The sequence below is a fragment of the Veillonella absiana genome (assembly GCF_032970865.1).
GTDB classification, from domain to species: Bacteria; Bacillota; Negativicutes; order Veillonellales; family Veillonellaceae; genus Veillonella; species Veillonella absiana.
Genome location: NZ_JAWJZB010000001.1, coordinates 1 through 18,461 on the forward strand (window position 1 = coordinate 1; position 18,461 = coordinate 18,461).

General features: G+C 40.0%; 16 protein-coding genes. 4 read left to right on the forward strand and 12 right to left on the reverse strand.

The annotated features are described in order from the left end of the window. Positions 1-202 precede the first annotated feature (202 nt). Positions 203-928, forward strand: a complete 726-nt coding sequence (locus RVY80_RS00005; RefSeq protein ID WP_310746441.1) for an SIMPL domain-containing protein — start codon at positions 203-205, stop codon at positions 926-928. Positions 929-1,026: 98 nt separating this feature from the next. Here RVY80_RS00005 and RVY80_RS00010 read toward each other — a convergent pair whose 3' ends face one another. Continuing rightward, complete coding sequence (locus RVY80_RS00010; RefSeq protein ID WP_317329126.1) at positions 1,027-1,758, reverse strand: ubiquinone/menaquinone biosynthesis methyltransferase; 732 nt, start codon at positions 1,756-1,758, stop codon at positions 1,027-1,029. A 429-nt stretch (positions 1,759-2,187) separates the two neighbouring features. Between RVY80_RS00010 and sstT the strand changes: the two genes are divergently transcribed. Further along, positions 2,188-3,408: a serine/threonine transporter SstT gene (sstT, locus tag RVY80_RS00015; protein ID WP_310746440.1), complete on the forward strand. Its 1,221-nt coding sequence runs from the start codon at positions 2,188-2,190 to the stop codon at positions 3,406-3,408. 141 nt (positions 3,409-3,549) lie between these two features. Here sstT and RVY80_RS00020 read toward each other — a convergent pair whose 3' ends face one another. After that, positions 3,550-4,710: a cation diffusion facilitator family transporter gene (locus tag RVY80_RS00020; protein ID WP_317329127.1), complete on the reverse strand. Its 1,161-nt coding sequence runs from the start codon at positions 4,708-4,710 to the stop codon at positions 3,550-3,552. Between the two features lie 308 nt (positions 4,711-5,018). Here RVY80_RS00020 and RVY80_RS00025 point away from each other — a divergent pair, with 308 nt between their 5' ends. Next, positions 5,019-6,536 carry a dihydrolipoyl dehydrogenase family protein gene (locus RVY80_RS00025; protein WP_295191183.1) on the forward strand — a complete coding sequence of 506 codons (1,518 nt, stop codon included), beginning with the start codon at positions 5,019-5,021 and terminating at the stop codon, positions 6,534-6,536. A gap of 139 nt (positions 6,537-6,675) precedes the next feature. Here RVY80_RS00025 and RVY80_RS00030 read toward each other — a convergent pair whose 3' ends face one another. The 5 genes from RVY80_RS00030 to RVY80_RS00050 form a co-directional block, all read right to left on the reverse strand. Further along, complete coding sequence (locus tag RVY80_RS00030) at positions 6,676-7,272, reverse strand: PepSY domain-containing protein (protein WP_317329129.1); 597 nt, start codon at positions 7,270-7,272, stop codon at positions 6,676-6,678. A 283-nt stretch (positions 7,273-7,555) separates the two neighbouring features. Further along, positions 7,556-8,686, reverse strand: a complete 1,131-nt coding sequence (locus tag RVY80_RS00035) for an AI-2E family transporter (protein ID WP_310746377.1) — start codon at positions 8,684-8,686, stop codon at positions 7,556-7,558. A 5-nt stretch (positions 8,687-8,691) separates the two neighbouring features. Further along, positions 8,692-9,111, reverse strand: a complete 420-nt coding sequence (locus tag RVY80_RS00040) for a DoxX family protein (protein WP_317329130.1) — start codon at positions 9,109-9,111, stop codon at positions 8,692-8,694. 281 nt (positions 9,112-9,392) lie between these two features. Continuing rightward, entirely contained in the window at positions 9,393-10,427 is a 1,035-nt protein-coding gene (locus RVY80_RS00045; protein WP_317329131.1) for an OmpA family protein, read from the reverse strand. Positions 10,428-10,652: 225 nt separating this feature from the next. Beyond that, entirely contained in the window at positions 10,653-11,348 is a 696-nt protein-coding gene (locus RVY80_RS00050; protein WP_317329133.1) for an MIP family channel protein, read from the reverse strand. A 311-nt stretch (positions 11,349-11,659) separates the two neighbouring features. Here RVY80_RS00050 and RVY80_RS00055 point away from each other — a divergent pair, with 311 nt between their 5' ends. Continuing rightward, positions 11,660-12,367, forward strand: coding sequence for a glutamine amidotransferase (locus tag RVY80_RS00055; protein WP_317329134.1), 708 nt, complete (start codon positions 11,660-11,662; stop codon positions 12,365-12,367). A 276-nt stretch (positions 12,368-12,643) separates the two neighbouring features. On the opposite strand, the gene RVY80_RS00060 is transcribed toward RVY80_RS00055, so the two are convergent. From RVY80_RS00060 to RVY80_RS00080, 5 genes are all read right to left on the reverse strand, one after another. Continuing rightward, complete coding sequence (locus tag RVY80_RS00060; RefSeq protein WP_317329135.1) at positions 12,644-14,050, reverse strand: MATE family efflux transporter; 1,407 nt, start codon at positions 14,048-14,050, stop codon at positions 12,644-12,646. Between the two features lie 295 nt (positions 14,051-14,345). Further along, positions 14,346-15,104: an ABC transporter ATP-binding protein gene (locus tag RVY80_RS00065; RefSeq protein ID WP_295193939.1), complete on the reverse strand. Its 759-nt coding sequence runs from the start codon at positions 15,102-15,104 to the stop codon at positions 14,346-14,348. Then, the gene (locus tag RVY80_RS00070) at positions 15,097-16,074 is read right to left on the reverse strand and encodes an ABC transporter ATP-binding protein (protein ID WP_317329137.1); all 978 of its coding nucleotides are present in this window, start codon (positions 16,072-16,074) and stop codon (positions 15,097-15,099) included. The genes RVY80_RS00065 and RVY80_RS00070 overlap by 8 nt, the downstream gene beginning before the upstream one ends. A gap of 9 nt (positions 16,075-16,083) precedes the next feature. Further along, entirely contained in the window at positions 16,084-17,601 is a 1,518-nt protein-coding gene (locus tag RVY80_RS00075; protein ID WP_317329138.1) for an ABC transporter substrate-binding protein, read from the reverse strand. 32 nt (positions 17,602-17,633) lie between these two features. Next, positions 17,634-18,461, reverse strand: coding sequence for an ABC transporter permease (locus RVY80_RS00080; RefSeq protein ID WP_317329139.1), 828 nt, complete (start codon positions 18,459-18,461; stop codon positions 17,634-17,636).

Sequence of the window (18,461 nt, forward strand, 5' to 3'; positions counted from 1 at the left end):
GTAAAATGTACTTGGGTCATGTAACGTCCTCCTGGGTATGTTTTTGTGGTTAAAAACATTGTACCGTAAAAAGGGCTGTTACATGGCCTTTTAACTTTTACACAATTATATGGACTTTATCTTTACATCTGTCTATTCTATTATATATAATTATATATATAAATATATTAGTTATTTTGTTTGTGTTTTAAAGGAGACTATTATGATACTTAATAATTTAAAAAAACTGGCAGCTGTCACATCTATTACGGCGATTTGTCTTGTAACCCCTAATATTGCCTTAGCTGATGGGATGCAACCTTCCGAAATTCATACATCAGGTTCTGCTAGCCGTACAATGGCCCCTACCTATGCCACTCTTAGTTTAGGAATTACTACAACAGACGGTAGTGTAAATACCGCCAAAATGGCCAATGATCGTGTCATGAGTAACATTATTGCAAACCTTGCAGGCCTAGGTATCGCGAAGAAGGATATTTATACGTCTAACATCAGTATCAATCCACAATATAACTATGATAATGGTAAACGTATATCACAAGGCTATACTATTACTAATACCGTTTCTATTAAAATTAATGACCTAGATAAGGTTGGGCCAGTTATTAACACAGCTGTTAATAGTGGGGCTACGGATATTCATTCCCTCAATTTTGAAAGTGACGTGAGCCAACAACTTAGTGACTCTTTAACAACGGAAGCTATTTCCAACGGTCGTCACAAAGCAGAAGTCATGGCAGCCGCCCTCGGCCGTACACTAGGACCAGTTAAATCCGTTTCCCTTATGTCTACACAAACAAGCTCTCTTGATGAAAACTACGGATCACCACGACTCTACAAAGCCATGGCTATCTCCTCCTCTACACCTGTAGAAAAAGGAACACTTATCGTATCTCAAGACGCAGATATAGTATATTACTTACAATAAATTCATTTCCTGAAAAACTCAAACACCCACATATCATTTCGCAATGACCTTCGACTTCGTCGTCAGGAGCAAGAAATGATATGTGGGTGTTCTGTTCTTTATTTTTTTGTTTCGGGCACTACACCCTCGTGCACAGCCACAATTCCACCAGTTAACTCTGTATACACAGCTTGTTCAAAACCGATGTCCTGCCAGATTTTTAGGATTTCAGTTTGATGTGGATATCGCCGTAATGATTCCGGTAGCCACGCATAAGAAGAGTTGTCCTTACTCATTTTACCTATTATTGGTAAAATATAGGTGAAGTAGAAATAGTATAACTGCTTAAAACCAAACATCGTTGGTTTAGCAAGTTCTAATACCACAACCTTACCACCTGGTTTTACAACGCGTTGCATTTCTTTCATAACTTGTTTAATGTCTGGTACATTTCTCATGGCAAAACCGCTCATAGCTGCATCAAAAGTATTATCTGCATACGGTAATGACATAGCATCGCCTTGTACCAAATTAACTCGCTCTAATAAACCGGCTTGTTCAAGGCGGATTTCACCTTGAGCTAACATCTCTGCATTAAAATCTAAAGCCTCTACCTTAAGACTTGGAACTTGTCGCAACGCTTCCTTTGTAAACACACAAGTACCACAGGCTAAATCCAACACGCGATCACTAGCTTTCAAATTCATACGTTGCACTGCAAATTTACGCCAAAAATAATCTTGCCCAAAACTCAATACAGTATTCATAACATCATAATGTTTAGCAATATTAGAAAACACACCTTGTACAAAGTATTCTTTTTCTTCAAAACTTTTAAACTCTTTTTTCACTGTTTTGCCTCAATCTCATATTTATCAAAATATCTTAATACCACTATAGTAATTCATTTCCTCTACTTAAGCAGTACTTATTATACTATATCATTACAAATTAATACCGACTTAAGGACCTCTACCCTTAATCGGAAAAATTATTATAGATATATATTATATACTATAATCTAATATTCTTGCATCTATTATTATTCTTGCATCTATTATCTAAAATAAATAATATAGCTCCATATAGCTCCATTCCATGGATACTATATCTATACAAAATTATATATTGCCATTCTAAGGTGTTCGTTGTATAATGACACATGTCTTTTCTAAAGGGATGATAATCCTAACATACACATTTCTACTGTGTGCGTGCTACTAGCGTTTACCTCTTTAGATATTGTGTTGTGTATTTCTATTTAAGTAATGGAGACTTATATGAACGGAATTATTAAATCCATCAACAGAGTCAGCCTAATCCAACAAATCATTATTGGTTTGATTATCGGTATTTTGGCGGCCCTATTCGTTCCTGAATTTGCAAAGGAACTTTCATTATTAGGCGTATTATTCGTAGGTGCATTAAAAGGAATTGCACCATTACTAGTATTCTTCTTGGTAATGGCTGCCATCAGTAAACATCGCTCTGGTCAAAAAACTGGTATGACGAATGTTATTGTATTATATTTACTCGGTACGTTTACTGCCGCAGTTCTAGCAGTAGTCGTAAGCTGGATGTTCCCAACAACACTAAACCTTGTAACCTCTGCTGCTGATGCAAAACCACCTGAAGGGATCGCCCAAGTTCTTACCACTGTATTAAAAAATGTCGTAGATAATCCTGTACATGCCATTATGACTGGTAACTACATTGGCATTCTGGGTTGGGCTCTTATGCTTGGCAGCGCGCTTCGACATGCGCCAACTACTACAAAGGAAGTTATCGAGCATATATCAGCCGCTGTAGCCACAGTAGTAGGCTGGGTTATTCGCTTCGCTCCGCTTGGCATCATGGGCTTAGTCGCAGATTCCATCGCTACTAGTGGTCTTGACGCACTACTTGGCTATGCAAAACTACTCGTAGTCTTACTTGGTTGCATGATTTTCGTAGCTCTTGTGGTAAATCCACTTTTAGTATTCATTTACCTTCGTCGTAATCCATATCCATTAGTATTCAAATGTCTTCGAGAATCTGCAGTATACGCATTCTTTACACGTAGCTCTGCTGCTAATATCCCTGTAAATTTGGATTTAGCTCGTCGTTTGAAATTAAATCCTGACATGTACTCTGTATCCATTCCATTAGGTGCAACGATTAATATGGCTGGTGCAGCGATTACGATTACAGTAATGTCCTTAGCCGCTGCTAATACATTAGGTATTCACCTTGATATTCCAACTGCTATCTTATTGAGCATCATCGCAGCTATTGGTGCCTGTGGTGCTTCTGGTGTGGCTGGCGGTTCCCTCTTGTTGATTCCATTAGCGTGCTCCCTCTTTGGCATTTCCAATGACGTGTCTATGCAGGTTGTAGGTGTTGGTTTCATCATCGGCGTTCTTCAAGACTCCACAGAAACAGCACTCAACTCCTCCACTGACATCCTATTCACTGCTACTGCAGACTATGCAAAACGTGGCTATCACGAGGATTGGGAATAATATAATAGTAATGATGATACACACTTTGGTGAAAGTGACAAAATAACACCACCTCAAGCTAGCCTGAGAAACTAGCAATGAGATAAAAGAGATAGAACAAAGCCCGTAAAGGAAACACTGAATTTCCTTTACGGGCTTATTTTAATTTGTTTTCATATACCGCATATGGACATTCATATTAGGATTAATAGCCCGGATACAGGCCACCATTACCTTCCGCACATCTGCCTCAGTAGTTTGATTACAAAATGGTACTGTCATCATAAAATCAAGTTGCTTATCTGTATCACTTCTTTCACTAATACGTACATCATGAACCTCTGCTTTTTCATCAAAGGCCTTCGCAATTTGATTGAGTCGATCCGCCCATTCTTGAGTCACTTTATCAAGCACCAATGGATCCATATGGGTTGTTAAATGAATATTTAATTTACGATACATACCTCGTTCAATACTATCAAGTAAATTATGACTATCCATAGTACTCATATTAGCATCTACTTCAACATGAATACTTGCATATTCATGGCCCGGTCCATAGTCATGAATTAATAAATCATGTACACCCAATACTCCTGGATAATTTTTTACAAAGGTTTTGATTTCATTTACACGAGCCTTTGAGGGTTCATAACCCATAATTCGGTTCGCCCCTTCCAGTAAGATACGAATGCCTGCCCACCCAATTAGGGCTGCCACAAACAACCCCAAATACCCATCAATATGAACATCAAGGTATTCACCCACTACTAATCCTATAGCAATAACAGCGGTGTCCATTACATCCGACAAACTTTCCTTACCATTAGCTACCAAAATAGGCGAATCTATATCTTTTCCGATAGCCTGTAAGAAAGAGCTCAACCAGAACTTTAATCCTATAACACCAAGCATAACAGCCAGTGACACAAAAGAAAATGCTACTGGTTCTGGATTAAAAATACGATGTACAGATTCAATACCAAGTTGCACTGCTACGACAAAAAGAATCAAGGAAAAGCCAATAGATAATAAATACTCCATTCGGCCATGACCATACGGATGCTCTGCATCTGGCTTTGCATCGGATAATTTGAAACTAATTAATGTTAATAGAGATCCCCCTGCATCGGCTACAGTATGAACTGCATCACTAACCATAGCAATAGAACCTATAAGTAATCCCACCACAAGTTCCATGACACAAATCAATACATTGACAATAACCCCAACAATGCCAGCCATACGCCCATAAACATAACGGATTCCTTGTTGATCCTTTCCCTTTGTTTTTATAAATAAACTTACCAAGAAGTTTTTCATTATATCCTCCACTGGACACCATACGATGAATTCTATTGGAAAATCATTATTCAATGATTACATTATACATCTTCGCGCCTTTATTATCAATTACTTATTTTAATTGATAATAAAGAAGATTCATATTAACACCAATTTTATAAAATATCACCAAATACTTCATCCATATCTACTTGTTTTCATCGCCAAGAGTATCTCATTAAAATTTATATTTATTTTTTTCAATATATGGTATACTAATATCATAAATAATGAGAACCAATGTACAGGTGTACTACTTTTAGTATTCAAAAAAGAAAGGATCAACTATGAAGCAATATGATGTAATTGTAGTTGGCACCGGTGGTGCTAATATTGTAGTAGACGCAGCACAACGCAAAGGTCTACGAATTGCTCAAATCGAAAAAGGAAAATTTGGTGGCACATGCCTTACACGCGGATGTATTCCAACCAAGGTTATGGTTACGGCAGCCAATGCTGTTCGTGAAGTAGAAGATTTCAAAAAAATCGGTATCCAAGTAGGCCCTGCGACCATCGACTGGGATGTCATGAGTAAACGAGTTTGGCACATGATTGACGAACACAAAGATATCTATAAATATTACAACGCCTTCGATAACGTTGATGTATATCGTGGTGTAGCAACATTCCTTGAGGACAAGGTAATGCAAGTGGCATTGAATGACGGCACTGTATCTGAACCAATTACAGCACCTATCATCGTCCTCGGCACTGGTGGTTATTCCAAAATTAATGATATCCCTGGTCTTGAGGAGGCTGGCTATCTCTCTAGTGAAAGTCTCTTCGGCGATAAATATCCAGAAAAGCCATTCAAAAGTTTAGCTATCATGGGTGGTGGTCCTATCGGTACTGAATTCGGTCACGTATTCGCTACTGCTGGCACAGACGTTCATTTGATTCAACACAATATACGTTTACTCCCTAAAGAAGATGCAGAAATCTCTGCACACATCTATGAAAATTTAACACACCAAGGTCTCCACGTATATCTTAACCAAGAACCTGAAGAAGTACGCGTAGAAAATGGTGAAAAAGTTGTAGTCATTCGCGATCGTGCTACAGGTGAAGTACAAGAAATCCGCGCTGAAGAAATCTTGATGGCGTCTGGTATCAAACCAGCTGTCGAAGAACTACATTTAGAACGTACCAACATTGAACAAAAACGCGGCGGTTGGATTCGTACGAACGAATTCCTTGAAACCTCTGTGGAAGGCGTATATGCCATGGGCGACGTAAATGGGGAAGCTCCATTCCGTCACAAAGCAAACTATGAAGCGGACATCTTGGCACACAATTTATTCGTTGCAGAATCCCCTGATGATTTCCGTTGGGCTCGTTACGATGTGGTACCAGCCGTTACTTTCACCTATCCAGAAGTAGGCCACGTTGGTCTCACCGAACAAGAAGCAAAAGAAAAAGGCTATAATGTGGGAGTGGGTAAAAACCATTACTCCAGCACGGCAAAGGGTTTTGCTATGGGCCTTAACCCAGGTGATGCTGATGACGGTTTTGTTAAAATCGTTGTAGATAAAGATACGAATAACATCCTTGGTATTCATGTTATCGGACCTCAAGCGTCCATCTTGTTCCAGCCATATGTAAACTTGATGAATAGTGGTACTACAACATTACAAGCCATCAATGAAGATATTGCATCTGAAACAACAAAAGCCCTTCGTGCAAAAGGACTCACTCGCAATATGGATCCACACTCTGTCATCACCGTTGGTGAAACTATGAGCCCTCATCCATCTTTAATTGAGGTTATTATGTGGACACAAGTATACTACGAAAATCGTTGGTAATAGATGATATGCAAAATCCCAGCATCAATCGGTGCTGGGATTTTATCTGTATCAAGTTTTTTATCTGTACAAGTTATAGAAAAAACGCAGTGCCCAGACGGCCCTGCGTTTTTTAGTATAGTGATTCATTAATTATCAATTAGTCTACCACTGGAGGTAATACTTTTGGTCTTGTTTTGGATACGAAAGAACCATCCTTTGCATTAATCAATACGTTTTGGCTATAACCACCTTGATGAACTAATACAGTGTATGTTACTTCACCTTTTTCAGCTACAATTTTCCAACCTTTAGATACTGCGTCTTCACCAAGAGCATCTACAGCTTTTTGTTGTGCTTCAGCTGGAGAAATAACAGAATCTTTATTAAAGATTCGTTGAGGTATATTTTTGGGTTTGCCCCCCATTTTTTCATTGCTTGTTTTACCAGTAATGATGTCAATGTTCATGTGCATTGTGTTATTTACACTGTATCCAGTAACTTTATACACATATTTAAGGTTCTCTGTATTTAATTCCACAGAGTGCAATGCTGCATTAGGGAATCTATTTTGAAAGATTGTGCCAATTTGGCTCATCGTCATAACAACGGATTGGCCATCTTTACGATTTAACGTCATAGTAGCGTCTGTATCTGGGTTTACTTTACGAGCTTGTACATCTGTTGGTGTTCCTACCGCAAAAAATCCACAAGTTAGTGCGCCCACAACTAACATAGATGCTAATTTCTTATTCATTATTAATCCTCCTAAACACGTTGGATATTGCTTTCACAGGAATTGCGTTCACACGAAGACCATCCTATTATACCTTCATAAACAGTGATGAAACGATATTGTTATTAAGGTATTCACAAAATTGTATATCTAAGTATACCACATGTTCTATTAATACAAAATGAAGCTCTATAAAATTCGTTCATTCTATGGTTTTCTAATAATACCATACCCAAGGTACAGATTAATGTATCAATTAATATACCAATCAATAAATCATTTAATATACCTATCTCTAGGTGTATCAAAATAATGATGTATCATACGGTTTAGATAATCGCTTATCTACATCCTCCATCAAGAGTTTGTAGATTGTTGCCACTAATGGTACACCTGCAATCATGCCAACTACACCATAGAGACTGCCCCCAACAATAACGGCGGCAAACACCCATAATCCTGGCAAGCCTACGGAATTGCCTACGATTTTTGGATAAATAAAATTGCTCTCAATTTGATGTAGTACTTCAAGGATAACTACATAAATGAAAGCCTCCATAGGGCTGACGGTGAGTAAAATGATAGCCCCCATGACACCACCAATATAGATACCGAGTAGTGGAATTAATCCAGTAAGGCCGATAACACAAGCAATCGTCAATGCATAGGAGATATTGAACAATGCCAATGTAATCCCCACTAAAACACCGAGTACCAGCGCATCCAAAAACTGCCCAACAAAGAAATTACTAAATGTATCAATAGCCACTCGACCTACATAAGCGCCTTGTTCTACCCGTTTATCTGGTAAATAAGCACATAGAATACGTTTCGTCTGAGTCAATAACCGCTCTTTATCGAGCAACATGTAAATAGCGAAAATGAGTCCAATAATAATATTGAAAGTCCATTCTACCACAGAGCCCATGGCGTTAACAATGTAAGTACCACCTTTTGTTCCCCATTGTTTTAACTCGCCAATCATGGAACCCCCGTTAAGAGTATTTATAATAGCTTGGTTTCCAAAATCCGGCAACATAGTAACGTAACTGGATACCCAGCTTTCAAAATCATTATATAAAGTAGGCAAAGCTGTTACGATAATGCTCAATGAATGAACCAGTTGTGGTATTGCCATTCTAGCAATGACATAAAGAATTAACCCAATCGTCAGTAATGCCAATGTTAAGCATAAGGGACGTCGTAATTTAGCTTTCCATCCTGCGGTAGCATTTGGTAATATAAATCGCTCATAGCGCACAATCAAAATATCTAGTACAAAAGCTATGCAGGCCCCCACCACAAGTGGTACAAAGGCCTCTAATGTTTTCCCTAACCATGATGTAATGTCAGAAATACGTAAGGCAATCATAACCATAATACCGGCCAGAATAATAGCGGCGATAATCTGTTTATAATGTTTCACTCGGACCATAGGCGTTACCGTTTTCCACTAATCATAGCATCAATACTGAATCGACCTGGACCAGCTAAAAATAACATCAAGAATCCTACGCCCACCTCAATTGGATAGATCCATTTCATCATGCCATTGTCCATTTGGAAGAGAAATGCAAATAACATAGTAATGGCCACGCCTAAAGCACCTAAGCGAGTAAATAAACCAATACATACTAAGACGCCACCAATAATTTCAGTCAAGGCCGCTAATGTGCCAAAAATAAAGAACCCTTCATGAATCCCCACATTGGCAACAGCGGACCCCACAGTTGTTAATGTGGCTTCACCGCCTTGCATTTTAGCTAAGCCGTGCATGAAAATACACGCACCGATGACAAGTCGATATACCAATAAGCCTAGATCTTGATTACCAAATAAATTTCTAGTCAACAATGACATAGTCTATTCCTTTCTACACATTCTCAAAAATCCATAGTATATAAATTCTACCGTTCATAAGAATAATTACTGCTATCAAATGAGCAACCATAATCAGTAAATTTCCATTCAATGCAGAATAATAGCATTATATACATATGTAATAGTATACCATATATAAGCTATATAATATAAGAATTTTAGAGCATTGCCGAGTTCTAACTCACGAGCTTGATAATAAAAAAACCGCCCTCAAAGAGGACGGTTTTTTTATGTTATATCCTAGCTTGTATAGCTACAGATTAACGGTTAACGTAAACGTCTACACGACGGTTGTTAGCTTTACCTAGAGCGGAGTCGTTAGTGGAAGCTGGTTTGTTTTCGCCATTAGCGATACCAACTAAACGATCAGCGGAGATGCCGTTGTTAACAGCGTATTGAGCTACGTTTTGAACACGACGTTCGGACAATTTTTGGTTGTAATCGCTGGAAGCGTCGGAGTCAGTGTTGCCCAACAATTTAATTTTAGCTGTAGGGTAAGCATTAGCTGCTGTTACCATAGCTTCTAAGTTACCTTTTTGGTCTGCACGAGGTACATCTTGGTCAACATCAAAGTGGATGGATTGTACATAGTAGTCCAATTTAGGTGTTGCGTATACAGGTTGTTCCACAACTGGAGCTGGAGTGTATACAGGAGCTGGAGTTACCATTGGTTCTTCTTCAGTAGAACCACCGAAACGGTAGGACAAGCCTACAACAGCGCCTTTGAAGGATGCGTTTTGGTCGTCGTTGATTTCAGTATTGATGTAACGGTAGCCAGCGGATAAATCCAAATCTTCAGTGATGCCATAGCCTAAGCCTGCTTCCCAGATTGTAGTGGATTTAGTACCTACAGCTGCTTTACCATAAATATCCAATTTGTCAGTAAGGTTAGCTTTTGCAATTACACCTAATTGAGCGATGTTGTTAGTATCTTCAAAATCATCGCCACTTAGACGGCCCCAACCACCATATACTGCAAAGTTTTTATTCAAGGATTGAATTACATTAACTTCATGCATTTTGTTATCAGAAGTCAATTCATCATCTTCTTTTACATTTAAACCATGGTAAGCATATTGAAGAGCAGTTTTATCACCTAAAGCGTAAGTCAAACCACCATCAAAGTTCCATTTATGACCTGCATCAATAGATTCGTCAGTTACATCGTAATCGATAGCAGATGCACCCAAATCTAATTGGAATTCGCCTTTGTTGAATTGTGTTTGTGGAGTTGCACCAGCAATGGAAATACCCATAGCCGCAACAGCCAATAATGCTAATAATTTCTTGTTCATAATATTTTTCCTCCAATGTGAATATGAGCCCATTCTCTAAGGTCGCTCATATCTTAAATCTTAGAATATACTCATAATACACTCTTTTACAAAAAAATTCAATATGCTATTAACAAGTTCATTAAACTTTCATATAAACTGTAAGTTTTTCTACAAATTTATAACAAATCTTCTATGTAAATTTTTTTTACAATTAGAACTTATTCCTTTACATAGTGACGCCTATTAGTCCTCATCGTTAGAGAACCAACCGCGATGAACAATGGCCGCAATCGCTGCGCCTACCAATGGCGCTACGATAAACAACCATACTTGGGACAAAGCCTCACCCCCAAGGAATACCGCGGGGGACAAACTACGTGCAGGGTTAACCGATGTACCAGTCAATGGAATGCCAATCAAATGAACCATAGTTAATGTAGCACCAATCACAATACCGGCGATAGAAGATGTCTTTTCACTAGAGGTTACCCCCAAGATCACAAGTACAAATACGAAAGTTAAGAATGTTTCTACTACGAATGCGCCCCCCATATTTAGGCCGACTGCACTAGCAGTACCATAACCATTGGCACCAAGGCCTTTTAAGGTGTTAGAGCTAGAAACGATAAATTGTAACAACCCAGTACCTGCAAAAGCACCAATAATTTGAGCGATTACATAACCACCAAAATCTTTTGCATCCATACGCCCTGCCATGAATACACCGAGAGATACTGCTGGATTAACATGACAACCAGAAATGTGGCCGATTGCATAGGCCCCAGCTACAATTGTTAAACCGAATGCCAATGCAATGGCCATGACACCCACAAAACTACCTGCAATACCCGCTGTCAAACCACTGGTGACAACGGCAGTACCAGTACCAAAAAATACTAGAATCATGGTACCAATAAATTCTGCAACATATTTGTTCATTACTGAACCTCCTTAATAAAATTATATATACCTGCAATAACTGCATAGAATACTATACTCCCCTTTACTGCATAGAATACTATACTCCCCTTTTATGAACATAAGATGTAAACTTCCTTACAATTTGATGGCTTATTATTAGGCTTGTTATTAGGCTTGTTATTAGGCTTGTTATCAGATGATTTTGTGATATTCTTCACTTAATATTCTATAGAATTTATCGTATAATAAAATGCATAACATCTAATCTTCATTTATTAGCATCCCTATATGTTGTCACCCGAATATATTACATCCATTAAGGAGGACCTATGTCACGCACAGCCTACATCATCCGCCACATCAACTTCGAAGACTTTGGTATTCTCGAGCCAGTACTAATCAATCTAGGCTACATCGTGACCTATCTCGATGCACCATTATTGGACTTCTCAGCCTATAATCCAACGTCGCCAGACTTGCTAGTAGCCTGTGGTGCCCCAATTGGTGCCTATGATGAAAGCACCTACCCATTCCTCATCACTGAAATGGACTTTATTAAAGCTAGATTAGATTCCAAGAAACCAATCCTTGGAATTTGCCTTGGCGCTCAATTAATGTCCCGCATTCTTGGTGGCTCTGTGGCCCCAATGACACATGGGAAAAAAGAAATTGGATTTAGCACGCTCACACTGACATCTGCGGGAGAAAGCTCGCCCTTACAATTTTTATCTAATGTCCCTGTACTCCATTGGCACGGTGATGAATTCCAAATTCCACCAACATCCACTCGTTTAGCAGAAACAGACCTCTGCCATAACCAAGCCTATGCCATTGGCAACAATGTATTAGGTCTCCAATTCCATATGGAGGCGGATCCTAATAAAATTGAATCCTGGCTCGTAGGACATGCTAGCGAACTCAACAGTGCTGGTATAGATGTGTGCCAAATCCGTGCAGATGCAAAGAAATATGGTGATGCATTAACAGAGGCGGCCACCAAAACGTTCCACGCATGGCTCGCCCAATTGGACGCGTAAGTTGTGCTATGTTCCTATCACGCCCGCGACGTAAGAGACTGTGGCAGCCGATAATGTTTTATATGTTAACCCAGTGGCGATTTGAGCATCATGAAATGCCCTAGCTCTTAATATCTTTATACACAAATAAGAACCCCTATATATCTTTGCAGCGACATTGCGACGCAGGAAGCTCGGAGCTAAAAGATATATAGGGGTTCTGTAATTTTGCTAATATAATAATGGATGTTAGAGCTAGGGCCAGTATTAATGCTCAAATTCCCACACTTTCACAAATTAAACGATTTTATGCTGCCACTGCCCTTTCACAAAGCGAGCGTAGGAACATAGCAGTCGAATCGACTGATCGTTGAGAAGCGCCAACCACGCCCCTGCCAGTCCCCATCCAATAGTAATACATAATGTATAGGTCACAATCGGTCGAATAATGGCGATACTGATGAGGGAATATTTCATGATGTAATAAGTATCGCCTGCGCCTTTCAGCACCCCGGAATAAACTAGTTGCAACGCCTGTGGGAATGCAGCGAGCGCCATGATTCCCATCATACTACCAGACATAGCCACTACAGCCACATCGCGAGTATAGAGTTGTACGATATATGTACCAAGCAATATAAATATGAGTGCACTGACAATACCCACTATCCAGCCAATACGAGAGCCGATTCGACCGTAAGCCAGCGCCATATCTGGACGTTTATGACCGAGACTCTGTCCGGTATGAGACGCCCCAGCAAATCCAAGGCCCATAGCAAAATAGTAAAAAATATCCATGAGATTCATACACACATAATGAGCCGCTAATGCCGTAGCCCCCAGGGATGCTACAATCATTGTGTAGGTATACATACCGAAACGTTCAAAGAATTGTTCCCCTAAAGAGCTACCACCTACGTGATACACCGTATGCACAACTTCACGATTAAACTTCCACGGCGCTTCGTGTTGTAATGTCAAAGTTTGGTCGCGCTTATTAATAACCCGAAACAATAGAGCTGCAATAAGGGCGCTGCTAAGCATTGTTGATATCCCCGCCCCCATAACACCTAGTTTAGGAAAGAATCCAATACCATAAATCAGGAAAAAATTCATCACCGTGTTCGCAATATTACCAATAACATTAGCCTTAAATATAACCTTCGTATTGCCATAACCAATGAGGGCGGCTCCCACAATTTGACTAAAGGACTGAAAAATTAACGCTATAACAATAAACTGACTATAATCGACAGCAGTTCCAATATAACTATCCTCTGCGCCAGTAAATCGCAAGATGTGCTCGATGCTAAAAAAACAAATGATGAGTAAAGGAATATAAAATAGCATAGTCATCATAATAGCTTGTTTTAATACGGAATTCATACCCGCATCGTCACCCTCGCCTTTACGACGTGCAATGATGGCTGTAATCGCTACGGACAGTGCTCGTACAAATACGAGCATAACCATTTCAGGCTGCCCCATGATTCCCACCGATGCTAGCGCCTCTGCACCAAGGGCCCCTACCATAGCCAAATCGATAGCCGTCATAAATTGTAACATCAACCCTTGCAATGTAGCAGGCCACGCGATTTTTAGGTATTTATCATATAATTCTTTTGTCGTGCCTATTGATCCCAATCGTTCTGCCTTAGGCAAAATATAATCGACTTGGAACCTTCGCAGTACGGCGTCAAACATAATATCCCCATTCACTCAATAACAATAACATACCCATACAGGTTCTAGTTAAATGAAAATCCATTTCATTTAAAATATTATCCCTATTATATCCAATATTTGATTTAATTTCCAGTATATATGAGTATCCATTCATATAAATATTTCATAATGAAAGCGCCCTCGGTTTAGAACTTAAACCGTAGGCGCTTTCATCACTATAGGAAAATTATTACTAGACTCTCTGGAATGTGCTGCTAGACGCTCTGGAATGTGCTGCTAGACTATCGGGCATTTACTGCTAGATAACACGTCCTTATATAACAGACCGCAATAATTCCGTTGTGTACTCCGATTTTGGATTGGTCATTACCGATTTTGTAGGTCCCGATTCAACTACAACACCATCGTTCATGATAAGGATTCGATCTGTCAACGAGCTCACTAAGGGTAAATCATGAGTAATAAAGATAATACTCATTTCATGCACCTCACGAAGATGTAATAAAATATCTACAATACGAGCCTGTACGAGTACATCAAGGGCTGACGTTGCTTCATCGCAGATGAGTATTTTCGGATTCACCGCAATGGCCCGCGCCAAGGCAGCACGTTGGCATTCACCACCACTGAGTTCATGGGGGTATTTTTTTATATAGGTGGCCGGTAATCCTACATCTCGTAGTGTTTCTATGACCAAGATAGATCGTTCTTCTTTGGATAAATCTCGCAGTTTACTAATAGCAGATTCAATGGATTGGCCTATGGTTTTACGAGGATCAAAGGACCCCACCGCATCTTGGAATACCATTTGAATATGGCTATAGGTATTACGACGAACACGCCCTTTCACATGAGAAATATCCATCGTCTCCAATAAAACTTCACCACTATCCATCGATTCAAGCCCCATAAGAATACTGGCAACGGTAGATTTACCACTGCCACTTTCACCAACGATACCGAGAATTTCTTGTTCCCCTACTGTGAAAGACACATCATTCACGGCTATTATTTGTTTGCCATCTTTCACAAAAGTTTTCGTCAAATGATTCACTGTTAATACATTACTCATGATACACCTCTGTGTCTCGTCCATCATGTGTATGAAGATTTCTATCATCATGACTATGGAATCCCATACCATCATGTGTATGACGACCTTGAGCATCGTGGTGATGATGACCATGCGCCTGATGAATCTGAGCTTGTTCCTTCGTCTCTATGGAGAATTTCAAATTAGATTTCGGCAATGGCCCATTTAATATAGGAACTGCCCCCAATAGAGCCTGAGTATACTCATGCTGAGGATGCTCCATAACGTCTGAGGTAGTGCCAGATTCTACAATACGCCCATCATGCATAACATACATCCGATGTGTAAACATAGCCGCCATATTAATGTTGTGCGTTACCAATAACAACGCCGTTCCATAAGCTTGACATAGTTCCAATAACTCTTGTAATACTTTTTTTTGCACCGTTGCATCTAGGGCCGCGGTAGGCTCATCCGCTAGCAGCAATTTTGGTTTCAACACCAGTGCTAGGGCTATGGCTACACGTTGTGCCATGCCCCCAGATAGTTCATGAGGATGGGCTGCCAAAATACGTCGGGGCTCTTGAAAGCCCATATGTGCTAACATTTGGCAAAAATCCTCAACCCCCTTATCTACGGGGACATGGTGCGCATCTAATAATTCCTTACATTGTGCCTGAATAGTACGCAATGGATATAAAGACATATAAGCCTGCTGGAATACGCGTGCAATCCCAGATCCCATCAAGGTACGACGTTCTGTTTCATTAATCTCACGTAAGTTCAAGCCATTGTATTGAATGGTCCCCTCTAAAATTTGTATCGGCGTCCCTTTCAACATCGTTATACTGTGTAATAATGTACTTTTACCGGATCCACTCCCACCTACTACACCGATGATTTCACCAGGTTGCACTGTTAGGTTAATATCGTGGAGAATTGGTGTAACAGTGCCCTCATCATTAATATATCCTGCATGGAGTACTTGTATATTCAATATTTCATTCATAATCTACAATCACTCCTTTTTTAAATCTTTCGTCATTTGGTAATAATCTGTTGGGGATGTGGCAAATCCGGTTATATGTTTAGACAAGCCTACGTAGGATGTATGGAATCCTAAGTAATTATAGGCCGCATCATTTAGTGCTTGTTCTTGAATATCATGAACGAGACGAATCTGCACAGCCTCCGGATTTCGCTGACTCAATTGATGTAACCATGTATCTACCTGTTCATTGTGATAATGTCCAAAATTAGCACTTCCCTTTTGTGACATCGTGTCATTTAAAAATGGATACGGTGAGCCTGTCGCGGTGGTAACCATAGCATAAATCCCCATTTCAAACTTGCCCGCCTTGAAGTAATTAGACTTTTCATGGGTATCAATAGTCATATCAATACCAATTTGTCGTAATTGTGACTGCATTTCGGTAGCAATATCTTGTATGGCCAAACGTTGATAAACACTCAAAACTATTTTTAATGGCTTCCCATATTTTTCCACTATGCCATCACCATTGGTATCTTGGTATCCATCTGCAGCTAAAATGGCACGCGCCTTAGTGGGATTATAGGTTGGCACTTGCAGATTACGTCCATTATACACAGTGAAATCCGGAAATGCTCCTTGCGTAGGGTACACACTGCCTTGCAATTGTTTAACCCCGATGGCTTCTTTATCGATACCATAAATCACGGCCTCGCGAACAGCCTTGTCCGTCATAACATCCATATTGAAATATAGATTGTATAGACGTGGTTGCACCGTTGAAAGCACCGTCATACTGCCGTCATCTTGCATTGTTTTTGCAATGGATTGTGGCAAATCAAGAGCAATATCGAGTTCCCCCCGTTTCATCGCCAAATAGAGCAAGTTCATATCGGATACAACACGATAATCAATAACTGCTGCTTGCGCCTTGCCATCCCAATAGTTTTCATTACGTACCATACGAGCGTACTTATTCGGTTCAAAACTAGCCGCATCAATCACAAATGGTCCTGTTGCGATAGGTTCATAGTTAAAATTCTTAGTATCCGCTACATCAAGAATGGTGGCAAAGGGATCTGATAAATCATTAATCAAGAGCTCATAGGGTTCCTTGGTAACAATCAAAATAGATTGCGCTTCTGCAGTCATGGTAGACTCTTTAAACACTTTCGCTCGGTTATTTTGTTCACCAGACCGTTTTAACGACGCAATGACATCCTCTGGTGTCACCTTACGCCCATTAGAAAATGTCACATTCGGTTTTAAATGAATACGCCATGTTTTATCATCAATGCGCTCATAGCCACTGGCAATCCATGGCTTAATTTGCAATTCCTGACTTAGTTTGAATAGGGTTTCCCCTATACCATAACGCAAGGTATACCAACCATCCCAATCCTTATGAGGATCAATTTGTGTTTGTACGATGGTGCGCCCCCCTACATGGATCGTAGTATTATCAAAGGTTTGCTCTCCACAACCGCCAAGAATGCCTGCCATAATTAGCAAACTAGCTACCAATATTCGCTTAGTAGGTTTCATATAGTTCGTTATTTTATTTACTGTCAAACGAATCATGGTCGCTCACCTCGATTCGTTTTAGGGTCTAAATAGTCTCGCACTTGATCACCTAATGCATTAAACACCATCATCACAATAACCAGTACTAGGCTCGTACTCAACGCCACCCATGGTGCCTGATATAAAACCTTTAAACCTTCACTAATCATGGATCCCCATTCGGCATCCGGTACTCGTACGCCTAGCCCCAAGAATGAAAGTCCCGCCAGCCCCATCACAACCGTACTAATATGGAGTACTGCGGTCACAATAATGAGTCCCCACGTGTTTGGTAAAATATGGTGCAATAAAATTTCACCATTCGTAGCACCGCTAATTTTGGCAGCTTTCACAAAGGTCTCATTTTTAATGTCTTGAACGAGAGAGCGAGATAGTCGTGCGTATTGTGTCCATGTAGTAGCAATAATAGCCACCATAGCATTTACGAGGCCCCCTCCGAGTACCCCTGCCACAGCAATGGCGAGAAGCAAATCAGGGAACGCCAAAAATATATCCGTTATACGCATCAAAATAGCATCGACGCGTCCACCATAATAACCGCCAATCATCCCCACCATGCACCCGATAATAGTGGCAATGACAATAATAGCAAAGGAAGCAAAAATAGAGGTTGTACTACCAATGAGTACACGAGAAAATACATCTCGACCGAAATTATCCGTCCCAAACCAATGCGTTGCGCTGGGCGCCTGCAATATAGCATCGGGATTGGTATCATACGCATCATAAGGCACTAGATATGGTGCCAGCACGCTAATGAGTAGTACAATGCCAATACTAGTGAGGAGGAAAACTTGTATTCGTGTTACTGTTCGTTTCAT

Excerpts from the sequence above, each read along its gene's own strand:
- RVY80_RS00045 (WP_317329131.1), bottom strand. The coding sequence starts at position 10,427 with ATGAACAAGAAATTATTAGCATTATTGGCTGTTGCGGCTATGGGTATT.
- RVY80_RS00035 (WP_310746377.1), bottom strand. The coding sequence starts at position 8,686 with ATGGTCCGAGTGAAACATTATAAACAGATTATCGCCGCTATTATTCTG.
- RVY80_RS00075 (WP_317329138.1), bottom strand. The coding sequence starts at position 17,601 with ATGAAACCTACTAAGCGAATATTGGTAGCTAGTTTGCTAATTATGGCA.
- RVY80_RS00055 (WP_317329134.1), top strand. The coding sequence starts at position 11,660 with ATGTCACGCACAGCCTACATCATCCGCCACATCAACTTCGAAGACTTT.
- RVY80_RS00040 (WP_317329130.1), bottom strand. The coding sequence starts at position 9,111 with ATGTCATTGTTGACTAGAAATTTATTTGGTAATCAAGATCTAGGCTTA.
- sstT (WP_310746440.1), top strand. The coding sequence starts at position 2,188 with ATGAACGGAATTATTAAATCCATCAACAGAGTCAGCCTAATCCAACAA.
- RVY80_RS00070 (WP_317329137.1), bottom strand. The coding sequence starts at position 16,074 with ATGAATGAAATATTGAATATACAAGTACTCCATGCAGGATATATTAAT.
- RVY80_RS00030 (WP_317329129.1), bottom strand. The coding sequence starts at position 7,272 with ATGAATAAGAAATTAGCATCTATGTTAGTTGTGGGCGCACTAACTTGT.
- RVY80_RS00060 (WP_317329135.1), bottom strand. The coding sequence starts at position 14,050 with ATGTTTGACGCCGTACTGCGAAGGTTCCAAGTCGATTATATTTTGCCT.
- RVY80_RS00005 (WP_310746441.1), top strand. The coding sequence starts at position 203 with ATGATACTTAATAATTTAAAAAAACTGGCAGCTGTCACATCTATTACG.
- RVY80_RS00020 (WP_317329127.1), bottom strand. The coding sequence starts at position 4,710 with ATGAAAAACTTCTTGGTAAGTTTATTTATAAAAACAAAGGGAAAGGAT.
- RVY80_RS00080 (WP_317329139.1), bottom strand. The coding sequence starts at position 18,461 with ATGAAACGAACAGTAACACGAATACAAGTTTTCCTCCTCACTAGTATT.
- RVY80_RS00050 (WP_317329133.1), bottom strand. The coding sequence starts at position 11,348 with ATGAACAAATATGTTGCAGAATTTATTGGTACCATGATTCTAGTATTT.
- RVY80_RS00065 (WP_295193939.1), bottom strand. The coding sequence starts at position 15,104 with ATGAGTAATGTATTAACAGTGAATCATTTGACGAAAACTTTTGTGAAA.
- RVY80_RS00025 (WP_295191183.1), top strand. The coding sequence starts at position 5,019 with ATGAAGCAATATGATGTAATTGTAGTTGGCACCGGTGGTGCTAATATT.